Origin of the sequence: Rubrivivax sp. JA1026, assembly GCF_011065555.1 — a bacterium.
Classification (GTDB): domain Bacteria; phylum Pseudomonadota; class Gammaproteobacteria; order Burkholderiales; family Burkholderiaceae_C; genus Rubrivivax; species Rubrivivax benzoatilyticus.
In genome coordinates, this window is record NZ_JAALCQ010000008.1 from 1 (window position 1) to 12,728 (window position 12,728).

At 72.1% G+C, this 12,728-nt stretch carries 12 protein-coding genes; 3 read left to right on the forward strand and 9 right to left on the reverse strand.

All coding sequences use genetic code 11. From position 1 onward, the window contains the following. The 3 genes from G5B56_RS13770 to G5B56_RS13780 all read left to right on the forward strand — a co-directional run. Window positions 1–373 (forward strand): formate/nitrite transporter family protein (locus G5B56_RS13770; RefSeq protein ID WP_206023525.1); only part of this gene is annotated, 373 nt, incomplete at its 5' end. Window positions 374–385: 12 nt separating this feature from the next. Beyond that, the gene (locus G5B56_RS13775; protein WP_164963562.1) at window positions 386–721 is read left to right on the forward strand and encodes a hypothetical protein; all 336 of its coding nucleotides are present in this window, start codon (window positions 386–388) and stop codon (window positions 719–721) included. Between the two features lie 259 nt (window positions 722–980). Continuing rightward, window positions 981–1,376 (forward strand): YidB family protein, encoded by a 396-nt coding sequence (locus tag G5B56_RS13780; RefSeq protein WP_164963563.1) that lies wholly within the window; start codon window positions 981–983, stop codon window positions 1,374–1,376. Here G5B56_RS13780 and btsR read toward each other — a convergent pair whose 3' ends face one another. The 9 genes from btsR to G5B56_RS13825 all read right to left on the reverse strand — a co-directional run bounded on the left by btsR (window position 1,377) and on the right by G5B56_RS13825 (window position 12,690). After that, entirely contained in the window at window positions 1,377–2,090 is a 714-nt protein-coding gene (gene btsR, locus G5B56_RS13785; RefSeq protein ID WP_164963564.1) for a two-component system response regulator BtsR, read from the reverse strand. A gap of 14 nt (window positions 2,091–2,104) precedes the next feature. Further along, window positions 2,105–3,802: a sensor histidine kinase gene (locus G5B56_RS13790; protein WP_164963565.1), complete on the reverse strand. Its 1,698-nt coding sequence runs from the start codon at window positions 3,800–3,802 to the stop codon at window positions 2,105–2,107. Between the two features lie 151 nt (window positions 3,803–3,953). After that, window positions 3,954–6,107, reverse strand: coding sequence for a bifunctional diguanylate cyclase/phosphodiesterase (locus tag G5B56_RS13795; protein WP_230247322.1), 2,154 nt, complete (start codon window positions 6,105–6,107; stop codon window positions 3,954–3,956). Window positions 6,108–6,281: 174 nt separating this feature from the next. Beyond that, complete coding sequence (locus tag G5B56_RS13800) at window positions 6,282–8,015, reverse strand: methyl-accepting chemotaxis protein (RefSeq protein ID WP_164963566.1); 1,734 nt, start codon at window positions 8,013–8,015, stop codon at window positions 6,282–6,284. A 280-nt stretch (window positions 8,016–8,295) separates the two neighbouring features. Further along, window positions 8,296–8,799 (reverse strand): copper chaperone PCu(A)C, encoded by a 504-nt coding sequence (locus tag G5B56_RS13805; RefSeq protein ID WP_164963567.1) that lies wholly within the window; start codon window positions 8,797–8,799, stop codon window positions 8,296–8,298. Beyond that, the gene (locus G5B56_RS13810; protein WP_164963568.1) at window positions 8,796–10,022 is read right to left on the reverse strand and encodes a hypothetical protein; all 1,227 of its coding nucleotides are present in this window, start codon (window positions 10,020–10,022) and stop codon (window positions 8,796–8,798) included. Before G5B56_RS13810 ends, G5B56_RS13805 begins: the two co-directional genes overlap by 4 nt. Next, the gene (locus G5B56_RS13815; RefSeq protein WP_164963569.1) at window positions 9,997–11,178 is read right to left on the reverse strand and encodes a methanobactin export MATE transporter MbnM; all 1,182 of its coding nucleotides are present in this window, start codon (window positions 11,176–11,178) and stop codon (window positions 9,997–9,999) included. Before G5B56_RS13815 ends, G5B56_RS13810 begins: the two co-directional genes overlap by 26 nt. After that, window positions 11,175–12,098 carry an MbnP family copper-binding protein gene (locus G5B56_RS13820; protein ID WP_164963570.1) on the reverse strand — a complete coding sequence of 308 codons (924 nt, stop codon included), beginning with the start codon at window positions 12,096–12,098 and terminating at the stop codon, window positions 11,175–11,177. The genes G5B56_RS13815 and G5B56_RS13820 overlap by 4 nt, the downstream gene beginning before the upstream one ends. Before the next feature lie 205 nt (window positions 12,099–12,303). Then, window positions 12,304–12,690, reverse strand: coding sequence for a DUF2946 domain-containing protein (locus tag G5B56_RS13825; protein ID WP_164963571.1), 387 nt, complete (start codon window positions 12,688–12,690; stop codon window positions 12,304–12,306). Window positions 12,691–12,728: the final 38 nt, after the last annotated feature.

Consider the following 12,728-nt stretch of genomic DNA (forward strand, 5'->3'; position numbering starts at 1 on the left):
CTTCAGCCTGGCCATCCTGTGCAACGTGCTGGTGTGCCTGGCGACCTGGCTGTCGTTGGCCGCGCGCAGCGTGACCGACAAGATCGTCGCGATGTTCCTGCCGATCACGGCCTTCGTCGCCGCCGGCTTCGAGCACTGCGTGGCCAACATGTACTTCGTGCCCTACGGGCTGCTGGTGCGCTGGTTCGCGCCGGCCGGCTTCTGGGCCGAGCCCGCGGCGCAGGCCCGGCTGGCCACCGAGATCCCGGTGGGCCAGTACCTCGTCAACCTCGGCGTCGTGACGCTGGGCAACTGGGTCGGCGGCGCGCTGCTCGTCGCCGGCGCCTACTGGTGGCTGTACCGCCGCGGCGCCCGCGCCGGCCAGGCCGCCTGAGTGGAGGACGTGATGTCCGGATTCATCGACTACCAGGCCACCGCGCGCGACACCGAGCGTGCGCTGGTGCGTGCCGCTCTGGCGCTCGGCATCGACTGGCGCGACGCCGCCGCGGTGCAGGCCGTCGCCCGCGAGACGCTGGACCGCCGTCAGGGCCTGCGCCGCGCTGCCGCGCGGGTGCCGCACGGCCCCGAGCGCCAGCGCCTGAACCTGTGCGCGCTGGTCGTGCTGCGCCGGCGCATCGAGGTCGAGCACGACCACGCCGGCGCCTGCGTCGCCGGCCCGGCCTGGCGCGCGATCTCGCAGGCGCTGGACCGCGAGATCGACGGCCGGGCGGCGAGCGCCTGAGCGCTCGCCGTGGTGCTGGCGAGACACCCGCCGGATTTTCCGGCGAACGGTCGCCAGCGGCCCCCGGGCGGTCGCCTGGCGGGCGCCAGCGGCATTTTTCAGGGGTTTTCTCCGGCGGTTTTCCGGGTATTGGCCGGGGGCGCCCTCGGAGGAAACTCGACAGTCTCCCCGCAGGGGGTTATGTTGGGCTCAGAGATAACTCCGGCGAGACACCGGGTTGAAACCAGTCGAGGTCGAGATGTGCTGTGAATTCGAGGAAATGGCGATCGGGCTCGCGCGCAAGGCGCGGCGTTGTGGTGGCGAGAACAGCAAGCTCGTCCAGTCGCTGATGCGCCTGCTGCGCCAGCACGACGGCGGCCTGATGGCGCTGGCGGCGCGTTTCGACGCCGAAGGCTGCGGCGAGGCGATGCGCGGCTGGATCACGCACGGCGCCGACAACACGATGGACGGCAAGACGATGCGCCGCGCGCTCGGCGAGCGCCTTTACGACAAGCTGGTGCGCCGCCTCGACCTGGACCCGGCCGACGCCGCCCAGGTGCTGGCCGAGATCGTGCCGATGGCGGTGAACCGCCTGACGCCCGACGGCCGCATCGACGTCGAGCCGGCGCGCCCGGGCGTGCAGGGCTGGTTCGCGCGCGTCGTCGGCGCGGTCTGATCAGGCGAAGCCCAGCTTCTCCTTCAACTCGCCGAGCAGGCGGCGGCTGACCGGCACGCGCCGGCCGCCGTGGGTCACGATCTCGGCGCCGCCGAGCTCCTGGAACACGATCTCGAGGATCTGCTCCGGGTTCACGAGGTACTGGCGGTGGCAGCGCAGCAGCGGCGTGCGCTCCTCCAGCGTGCGCAGCGTCAGCTCGGTGAAGTGCTCGACGCCGTCGGTGCTGACGATGAACACGCCGGTGCCGGTGGAGTTCACGTACTCCACCTGCTCGACCTTGACCAGCTGCACGCGCTGGTGGCCGGGGCAGGGGATCTGGCGCAGCGGCGCCGCGAGCTTGGCCAGGTCGGCCGTCGGCGCGGCGTCGCGGCGCAGGCGCTGCAGCGTCACGTCCAGCCGCGCCGGGTCCACGGGCTTGAGCAGGTAGTCGAAGGCGTCCTGCTCGAAGGCCTTCAGCGCGTACTCGCTGTAGGCCGTCAGGAACACCACACGCGGCATCTCGTCGGGGTCGAGCATGCCCAGCAGCTCCAGCCCGCTGATCTGCGGCATGTTGATGTCGAGGAAGACGACGTCGGGGTGCAGGTGGTTGATCGCCGACAGCGCCTCGACGGCGTTGGCGCTCTGGCCGACGATGTTCACGTCGGGCACCCGGGACAGCAGGCGAGCGATCTCCTCGCGCGCCGGGGCTTCGTCGTCGACGATCAGGACGTTCATGCGGGGCTCACCGTTCAGAGGTCACCGGCCGAGACCGGCAGGCGCAGCGTGACCCGGGTCATGACCTCGGGCTCGCACTCGATGTCCATGCCGTAGCCGGCACCGTAGCGGTTGGCGATGCGGCGGCGCACCAGGTTGACGCCCAGGCCGTCGTTGCCTTCGGCCGGCGGCTTGTACAGGCCGGCATTGTCCTCGACATGCAGCAGCAGGTCGCCGCCTTCCTGGCGCGCCGAGATCCTGACCCGGCCGATGCCCAGCAGCTGCGAGGTGCCGTGCTTGATCGCGTTCTCGACCACCGGCTGCAGCGAGAAGGCCGGCAGGCGCATGTGCTGCAGCCGGTCGGGCACGTCGAACTCGACCTGCAGCCGGTCGCCGAAGCGGGCCTGCTCGATCTCCAGGTAGGACGAGACGTGGGCCAGCTCCTCGATCAGCCGCGCGTCCTCGCTCGGGCGCTTGAGGTTGCTGCGGAAGAAGGTCGACAGGCTGAAGACCAGCGTGCAGGCGCGTTCGGGGTCGCGGCGGATCACCGCGATCAGCGTGTTCAGCGCGTTGAACAGGAAGTGCGGGTTGATCTGGGCCTGCAGCAGCTTGATCTCCGACTGCGCCAGCATCTCGCGCTGGCGCAGGTAGCGCCCGGCGAGGATCTGGTTGGACAGCAGCCGGCCGATGCCTTCGCCGAGCGTGCGGTTGATGTTGGAGAACAGCCGGCTGCGCGGCTCGTAGAGCTTGATCGTGCCGATGACCTGGTTCTCCTCGTCGGTCAGCGGGATGATCAGGCACGAGGCCAGCGGGCACTTGGCGTGGATCGAGCAGCGGTACGGCACCTCGTTGCCGTCGGCGTAGACGACCTCGTTGCGCTGGATCGCCTGCTGCGTCAGCTTGGACTCGATCGGCGTGCCCGGCAGGTGGTGGTCGGCGCCGATGCCGGTGAAGGCGACGAGCTGGCGGGTGTCGGTCATCGCCACCGCGCCGACGCCGGTCTCCTCCTGGATGACCTTCACGACACGCGCCGCGCGCGCCGAGGCGTCGGGGTCGAAACCTTCGCGCAGCAGGCCCTCGACCCGCGCGGCGATGGCCAGCGCCTTGGTCGAGAACACCGTCGACTGGCGTTCGTAGAGCTTGCGCCGGTCGACGAGGATGCGCATGAACATGCCGGCACCCAGCGTGTTGGCCACCGCCATCGGGATCGCGATCTGCTCGACGAGGTGCCAGTTGGCCGGGTACTTCAGCATCAGCAGCAGGATCGCCATCTCGACGACGATCGACGCCAGCGTCACCAGCGCCACCGGCACCGGGCGGAAGACGGTCGCGGCCTTGCCGCGGCGGATCATGTAGAGGTGGTAGCCGCCGCCGATCAGGCCGCCGACGACGGTGGCGATGGCGCAGGGCAGGGCGGAGCTGCCGCCCAGCGAGTAGCGGTGCAGGCCGCCGGTCAGGCCCACCGCCAGCCCGACGACCGGGCCGCCGAGCACGCCGCCGAGCACCGAGCCGATGGCGCGCGTGTGCGCGATCGAGTCGTCGATGTGCAGCCCGAGGTAGGTGCCCATGATGCAGAACAGCGAGCAGACGACGTAGCAGGCCGTGCGCTGCGGCAGCCGGATCGTCACGTGCATCAGCGGGATGAATATCCGGGTGCCCGCCAGGAGATACGCCACGACGAGGTAGACGCAGGTTTGCTGCAGCAGCGTGAGGCTCAGCGCAACGAAATTCATGGAGAAAAGCCTCGGTCCCTCGAAATACGCCGGCAGCGCCGCGTCACGGCCCACAGTTTGGCAGCCGAAGGGGTTTGCGGCAACCGCTTCGAGTTATCCCGGCGAGATTTCCCCGGGGGTTCCTTCGGAGTTTTGCCGGGGCGGCCCCGCGTCAGCCCGGCGGTGGTGCCTGGCGTTCGCGAATCAGGGCCTCGAAGGCCTCGGCCGGCATCGGCCGGCCGTACAGCCAGCCCTGCGCCGACTCGCAGCCCGCGGCCAGCAGCGCCTCGCGCTGGCCGGGCGTCTCGACGCCCTCGGCCACGGTGTGCATGCGCAGCGTGCGCGCCAGGTTGACGATGGCCGCGACGACGCTCGCCTGGTGGCTGCCGCGCTCGATGCCGGCGACCAGCGAGCGGTCGATCTTCAGCGTGCCCGCCTGGAACAGGCTCAGGTGCGAGAACGAGGTGTAGCCGGCGCCGAAGTCGTCCAGCGCGATGCGCAGCCCCATCGCGCGCAGCCGCGCGATCTGGCGCGCCGAGCCTTCGGGGTCGTCCCAGGCCATGGTCTCGGTCAGCTCGAGCTCCAGCCAGGCCGGGTCGACCTCGTGCCGGCGCAGCAGCTCGCCCACCAGCTCGGCCAGCCCCGGCTGGCGCAGCTGCACCGCCGACAGGTTGACCGCCATGCGCAGCGGCGGCAGCCCGGCGAGCTGCCAGGCGCGCAGCTGGCGCAGCGCGGTGTCCAGCACCCAGCGGCCGATGACCGCGATCTGGCCGTTGGTCTCGGCCAGCGGCACGAACTCGGCCGGGCCGATCCAGCCCAGCTCCGGGTGCTGCCAGCGCAGCAGCGCCTCGACGCCGACGATGCGCCCGTCGGCGGCCTGGCACTGCGGCTGGTAGTGCAGCTGCATCTCGTCGCGCTCCAGCGCCCGGCGCAGCGCGTTCTCCACTCGCAGCGTGCGTGCCATCTGGGCCTGCATCTCCGCGGTGTAGAAGCTGAAGGTCGCGCGGCCGGACATCTTGGCGCGGTACATCGCCGCGTCGGCGAAGGCGAACAGCGTGTCGTAGTCGGCGGCGTCGGTGGGGAAGACGGCGACACCGATCGACGGCGTCACGGTGAGGTCGTGGCCGTCGAGCTGCACCGGCTCCTGCACGATCTGCAGCAGCTTCTGCGCGACGTAGCTGGCGCCGGTCGCGTCGGTGCTGGGCAGCACGAGCACGAACTCGTCGCCGCCGACGCGCGCCAGCGTGTCCTGGTCGCGCAGCGCCGGGCGCATGCGCTGCGCCAGCGCGACGAGCAGCCGGTCGCCGATCGGGTGGCCCAGCGTGTCGTTGACGTTCTTGAAGTGGTCCAGGTCGAGGAACATCAGCGCCACCGGCTCGCCGGTGCGCACCGCGATCTGCAGCGCCTGGCTGGCGCGCTCCTGCAGCAGCGCGCGGTTGGGCAGGCCGGTCAGCGGGTCGTAGTAGGCCAGCCGGCGCACGTTCTCCTCGGCGTGCTTGCGAGCGGTGATGTCGCTGAACGAGGCGACGTAGTTCACCGTGCGGTCGCCCTCGTCGACGACGCGGCCGATGGACAACCACTCCGGATACACCTCGCCGTTCTTGCGCCGGTTCCAGATCTCGCCTTCCCAGCGCCCGCGCGTCTGCAGCTCCTCCCAGAAGCGGCGGTAGAAGCTCTCGTCGTGCAGCCCGGACTTCAGCAGCCTCGGGTTCTGGCCGATGACCTCGCGCTCGGTGTAGCCGGTGATGCGCGTGAACGCCTCGTTGACGGCGACGAAGCGGCCGTGCACGTCGGCGATGGCCAGCGCCTCGTTGCTCTGCTCGAACACACGCGCCGCCAGCGACAGCTTGTTCATCGCGTCGCGCCGCGCGGTGACGTCGCGCTGCACACCGACGAACTGGGTGATCGTGCCGTCGTCGCCGCGCACCGGGACGATCTTCAGCTCGTTCCAGAACGGCGTGCCGTCCTTGCGGTAGTTCAGCAGCTCGCCGTGGAAGGGTTCGCCGCGCTCCATCGCCTCGCGCATCGCCAGCACCGTCTCGGGCGCGGTGCCCGGCCCCTGCAGCATGGCGCAGCTGCCGCCGAGCATCTCCTCGGCCGAGTAGCCCGTCAGGCTGACGAAGGCGGCGTTGACGTAGGTGGTGCGGCGGTTGGCGTCGCTGATCAGCACGCCCTGCGAGATGGCGTCGAGCGCGTTCTGGTGCAGCTTCAGCAGTCGCAGCACGGCGTCGTGCACGGCCTGCAGTTCGGCGTCGTTGGCGTGCCCGGAGGCGGAGCGCCCGGCGGTTGTCGGGCGTCCGGTCGGGACGCGGTGGGTCTGGGGCACCGGTTCGGTCTCTCGATTCATGACGCCGGCCCTGGCCTCGGGGGCTTGGGACGGCCGTGGAGCCCGATTGTCCGCCTCATCGGCGCCTCGTGCCGGCAAAAATCGATGAAATCGTGAGGATGCCGCGTGATCCGGCCGGTTGGTGCACCCCTTCGGTGCGCCGGCGGGCCGGTATCAGAAGGTGGTCCAGTCGTCCTCGCCGGCCGGCGCCGTGGCGCGCTCGGCACGCGGCCGGGCCGCGGGTGCCGGCGCGGCGACGGCGGTCGCACGCGGTGCCGGTGCCGAAGCCGTGGCCCGGGCGGGGGCCGCGCGCGGCGGCGTCGGCGCCGTGTCGGCGAGCGTGACACCGCCCGCGGCGAGCTTGAAGACGCCGACGACCTCGGCCAGGCGCGCGGCCTGCAGGCGCAGGCTCTCGGCGGCCGCTGCGCTCTCCTCGACCAGCGCGGCGTTCTGCTGCGTGACCTGGTCGAGCTGGCCGACGGCGTCACCGACCTGGCCGATGCCCGAGGACTGCTCGACGGTGGCGTTGGTGATCTCGCCGATCAGCTGGCTCACGCGCTGGACCTCCGAGACGATGGCCGTCACCGATTCGCCGGCCTCCTGGACCTGGCGCGACCCGACCTCGACCTTCTCGACGCTGGCGCCGATCAGGCTCTTGATCTCCTTGGCCGCCTCGGCCGAGCGGCTGGCCAGCGTGCGCACCTCGCCGGCGACGACGGCGAAGCCCCGGCCCTGCTCGCCGGCGCGGGCCGCCTCGACGGCGGCGTTGAGCGCCAGGATGTTGGTCTGGAAGGCGATGCCGTCGATGACGCCGATGATCTCGGCGATGCGCTTGGACGAGCTGCTGATGTCCTGCATCGTGGTCACGACGGTGCCGACGAGCTCGCCGCCGCGCGCCGCGGCGGCGGCCGCCGCCGCGGCCATCTGGTTGGCCTGCTGGGAGGTCTCGGCGTTCTGCTTGACGGTGCTGGAGAGCTGCTCCATCGACGCCGCGGTCTGCTGCAGGTTGCTGGCCTGTTCCTCGGTGCGCTGGCTCAGGTCGGCGTTGCCGCTGGCGATCTGCGAGGAGCCGGTGGCGATGCTGTCGCTGCTGGCGCGCACTTGGCCGACGACGCGGGCCAGGCTGTCGTTCATGCGGCCCAGCGAGCGCAGCAGATCGGCCATCTCGTCGCGGCCCTCGGCGTCGATGCGGCGGCTCAGGTCGCCGTCGGCCACCGCGCCGGCCACCTCGACGGCGCGGTGCAGCGGCCGGACGATCGAGCGCGTGATCAGCACCGCGGCGCCGATGCCCAGTGCGAAGGCCGCGACGACCATCACGATCAAGGCCAGCCGGGCGCTCGAATAGGTGGCTGCGGCGCGCTCAGCCTGCTGCTCGGACAGCTTGACGTTGTAGTCCCACCAGCGGCCGAGCGCGGTCTGCGCCGCCTCGTACGCCGGCGAGGCGCCGACGAACAAGGCCGTCGCCTCTTGGCCCTTCGCCGGGTCGGAGGCCATCTGGCGCGACACCGATTGCAGCGCCGGCCAGGCCGCGACGTAGGCACCCACGGTCTTGCGCGCTTCGCCGAGCAACTGCCGATCCTGATCGTCGGAGAGCAGCGACTTCTCGTAGCGGTCGAGTTCGGCGTTGACCGTCTTGTGGCGCTCGGCGATCAGTGCCTCGAGCCGGTCCATGTCGCTGGCCTGCTCCGACAGGATGTGCTGGGCCTCGTAGCGCCGGGCGTCGGCGAGCGCGATCACCATCGCATGTTCGGCCTCGTACGACGGCACGAGGTTCACGGCGTAGTAGGTCGAGTTGTCCGCCAGCCGCGACATCTGGAACGCCGCCAGCGCGGCCATGGCACCGAGCAGTGCCAGCAGGAGGCCGAAGGCGAGCGCCAGGCGCTGGCCGATCTTGAGGTGGGTGAGCATCGTGGTATCCGTCGTGTTGGGGCCCACTCGGGGCCTTGGCGCTGTCCCGGCCGTCCACCGGCCTGACCGCTATTTCGGCGCGACGTCCTCAAAATTGATTAGGAGTGCCCCCCGAGCGTGAGCAAGCTGACAGCAGCACCGTGCTCAGTCGCCTGGCGAGTTGCGCAATCTGCGGCCTGTAGCCGCGGTTTGTGCTACTAGATATTAGAAATGATTTTTATGATTCTGTTGTGCGCGGCGGCGTGAACGGCGTCACGCCGCCCCCGAGGGCGGCGTCCGTTCAGTGCCGATGAGCGCCGCCGCGCGGTGTCTGCACCCAGACGTTCACCTCGACGCTGCCGGCATGCTCGAAACGCAGCGTCAGCGGGAAACGCTCGCCGTCGCGCAGCGGCGCCGACAGGCCGAACAGCATCAGGTGGGCGCCGGCCTCGCCGTGGCGCAGCCGCACGCCGGCGCCGGCCGGCAGTTCCAGCGCCGGCACGGCACGCATGCGCATCACGTCGCCGTCCATCGTGCTGCGGTGGATCTCCACGCGTTCGGCGCGCGGCGTCGACGCGCCGAGCAGGCGGTCGGCCGTGCGCCCGCGGTTCTCGATCGTGCGGAAGTAGACCGCGCCGGTGGCCAGCCCGGCAGGCGTCGGCGTCGCGTACGGGTGGTCGATGGCGAGATCGCCGGCGCGTGCGCCGTGCGCCTGCGCGCCGCCGGCGCAGGGGGTGGCGGCCAGCAGCAGGACGAAACGGCGGCGCGTCAGGCGTCCGCGGCCGGGGGTGTCGTCGGCCTTCACGGCCGCATCTCCTTCAGGTCGGGTTCGCTCCAGATCAGTCGCAGCGCGAGCTGCGACAGGGAGGCGCCGGCCCCCCACTCGCGCCCGGTCTCCAGCGCCAGCGTCAGGCCCGGACGCCAGGTCCAGAGCGCCGCGGCGGTGGCGCGCTGGCGGCTGCCGGCGGCGTCGAAACCCGCGGCGCGCGCCAGCGACACGGTGCCGGCGCCGGCCAGCTTCTGGCGCGGCACCAGCCGCTCCAGGCGGCCGGCCAGCGTCCAGCCCGGCGCCGCGCGCCAGGCGGCGTCGAGCCAGCCACCGGCCACGCGTGAACGCAGCCCGGCGCTGCCGTCGGTGGCGTAGAGCTCGCCGCGCTCGCGGCGCAGCATGCCGGCGGCGGCCAGCGTCCAGTCGCCGGCGTCGTTCTCCCACTGCAGGCTGGCGGCGAGCACGTCGGCCGTGCCGTCGAAGCAGACACGCTGCTGCAGGCTGGCGCGGCAGTCCAGCGTGCCGTGGGTGTGCGCCGGCGCGCCGACGGTGGCCACCGCCGAGCCGCGTGCGTCGGGCTGGAACCGCGCCGCGCTCAGCTGCGCGTCGACGTGGCCCCAGCCCAGGTGCAGGCGCAGCGACGGCACCAGCGGGCCGTGTTCGCCGCCGGGGAAGACGCGGCCGCGCCACAGCCCGGCCTCGACACCGCGCAGGCCGTCGGCCAGCGGGTCGCGCCAGGCCAGCGCGGCGCCGTCGTCGATCCACTCGTCGTCGAACACGGCACGTTTGGCCAGCGGCGTCTGGACGAAGCGGTCGTAGTGGCCGGCACGGTCGATCACGCTGCCCAGGCGCACGGTGTCGCGGCCCAGCTGCAGCGTGTACTCGCCGCCGTGGCCGGCCCAGCGCAGGTGCAGCCCGGCGGCTTCGACGTGGGCGCCGTCGCCGTCGTGCCAGCCGATGGCCGCGGCGGCGCCGAGGTGGGGCGTGAAGCGCGCCGCGGCGTCCAGCGTCGCGTGCTCCAGCGTCAGGCCGCCGCGCTGGTCGTCGGGGGGGCTGCCGCGCAGCAGCACGCCGGGCAGCGTGGCGGCGGGCCAGCGATGGTCGGCATCGGCGGCGAAGACGGCGGCGGCGGCGCCGACGCGCCAGCCGGGGTCCTCGGGCAGCGGGTCGGCCCCCGCCTCGTGGGCCTGTGCGGCACCGGCCAGCAAGGCGGCGGCCAGGGCGCACAGCGCCTCAGTTCTGGGCGAACGGGTCGGCATGGTTCGGGTCGGTGAGGAAGTCGTGGTCGGTCAGCGTCTTCAGGAAGGCGACGATGTCGGCCTGTTCCTGCGCGTCGAGATCGATGCGGCTGACCAGCGGGTCCTTGTAGGGATTGGCGCGGCCGTCGCCGGCATGGGGGCCGGTGGCGATGTGGCGCCCGCCGGCGGCGTAGGTGGCGACGACCTCGGCCAGCGTCGCGATGCTGCCGTCGTGCATGTACGGTGCCGTGACCTCGACGTTGCGCAGGCTGGGCGCGCGGAAGGCGCCCATGTCGGCGGCCCTGGCGGTGAGTTCGAAGACGCCGCGGTTGTCTTCCGGATAGGCGCCGGTGCCGCCCAGGTTGTAGAGGCCGGTGTTGTGGAACGGCGTCTCCACGATGCGGCTGCGCGCGTGCACGATCTGGTCGTTGAAGTTGAAGCTGCCGTGGCAGTGGAAACACTCGGCCTTCTCGCCGAAGAACAGCTTCATGCCGCGCTGCTCGGTGTCGGACAGCGTGGCCTGGCCGGCCAGCCAGCGGTCGTAGCGGCTGCGGCCCGAGATCAGCGAACGTTCGAAGGCGGCGATCGCCTTGATGACGTTGGCCCAGCTGACGGGCTCGGCCTCGCCGGCGAAGACCGCGGCAAACCGCGCCGGATAGCCGGCGATGCCGCGGTCCTCGCGCAGGCGCTGCAGCACCGCGGCCTTGTTGGCGTCGTTGACGCCCATCTCGACCGGGCGCTCGCCGAACAGCGGCGTCTCCATCTGCCGCTCCAGCGTCACCAGCGACGGGTTGGCCCAGGTCAGCGTGGCGTTGTAGACGACGTTGGACAGGTGCTGCGCCGCGCGCGGGTGGGCTTCGCCGGTGGAGCCGACGGCGGTGGCGCGGCCGTCGGTGAAGGCCAGCGCCTGCAGGTGGCAGCTGCCGCAGGACTGCTGGCCGTTGCCCGACAGGCGCGGGTCGTAGAACAGGAAGCGGCCGAGCTCGACCTTGGCGGCCGACATCGGGTTGTCGGCCGGCACCTTGGGTTCCGGGAAGTGGGCCGGCAGCGTCCAGGTCCACGCGGCGCTGCCGCCGGTCTCCTCGCTGAGCGTCGTGCCGCCGCCGCCGCAGGCCGCGACGGCGGCCAGCACGACGGCAGCGGCGCCCGCCGCGATGACGGGGGCGCCGCGCTTCACTTGGCCACCGCCCGGAACAGCGTCTGGGCCGCGCCGCCGTCGACCGGCAGACCGCTGCCGCTGCCGTCGGCGTTCCAGCCGATGGCCAGCGCCTGGAACACCGCGGCGCACTCGGGGTCGGTGCCGCCGGACATGCAGCCCGGGGCACCGGCCTGGTTGCGCGTGATGTCGTTGCCGGCCAGCAGCGCACGCAGGTCGACGGCGATCTTCTGCGTCGCCGGGTCGAAGGCGGCGAGCGCGAAGTCCATGCGGTTGGCGGCGACGCAGGAGACGGTCTCGCCGTTGGCCGGGTTGCCGCTGCAGCCGGTCGAGCCCAGGTGCACGTAGAAGCTGTGTGCTGCCCAGGTGCCGGTGCTGCCGTCGGGGTCGACGACCTCGATCTTGGCGAACTTGCGCCCCGACTGCCAGCTCCAGGCCATGGCCTGCACGTCCAGCGGCGCCGGGGCCGAGGCGTAGTCGGTGTGGTTCAGTGGGAACGGCACGCCCATCGTCATCCTGACGCCGACGTAGTCGCCCGCGGGCACGGTGCCGGTGACGCTGGTGTGGGTTGCGCTCGTGCCGGCGCTGCAGCCGCCGCTGCCGTCCTCGAGGTCGATCAGCGTCACGGCGTTGCCGCCGGCGCTGTGGTTCCAGTCGTCGTCGGCCGGCAGGGTCAGCGCGACCTCCGTGCCATCGGCCTTCACCAGCTTCACGTTGGAGACGTAGAAGCGGAAGTCCTGCAGCTTGGCGTCGACGCCGCCGCTGCCCAGGCCGCTGACGGTGCTGCCGCAGCCGATCGGCGTGTTGCCGGCGACGGCGGCGAACTCGATCGTGACGGTCTTCGGCGTGTCGTCGTCGCTGCCGCCGCCACCGCCGCAGGCGGCAAGCGTGGCGAGGGCGGCCAGGGGCAGGGCGGAAAGAATGAAGCCTTGTCGGGTCATGGGAGTCTCGTGTTCGGATCGCGAGCCCGCGTGTCACGGGGCCGCGTGGGGGCGGGCTGCGGCGGACGTGCATGGCGGCCGCCGGCCGCGCATGTCGCGCTGGCCTGCAGCTCGTCCGGTGGGTCCTGTGGCGGTCAGTCCGCCGCGGGGATGCACGGGCGTGCGCCGCGCCGCTGGCTGCGGCGTACGGTGGCCCGTCGTTCGTTCAGCTCAGCGCGAACGGCGGCGCGCGCGGCTGGGCGCTGCGCCAGGCGTGCGCCGTGCTCGGCGCGTGCAGGAAGGCGGGGGGCAGGGTGGCGTCGCGGCCGGCGGGCGGCACGACGAGCCGGTCGGCCGGCGGCAGGCCCGGCGTGGGCGCGTGCAGCGAACAGAAAGGACAGTGCTCCAGACCATGGGCCTGGGCGGGCAGCGAGTCGCTGTCCTCGGCGCCGGCGGCGACCCAGCGCGAGCCTTCGGCGGTGCAGACCTCCACCCAGCCCGCGCCGCGAGAAGACTGCAGCGCATGCGAGATCGACGGTGCCAGCGCCGCGAACAGCAGCACCAGGCACGACAGCCAGGCGGTGATGCGGCGGTTGACGCAGGTCCACGACATTGCAAACAAGTGTACGCGGGCCCCGCCAGCGCGAACGG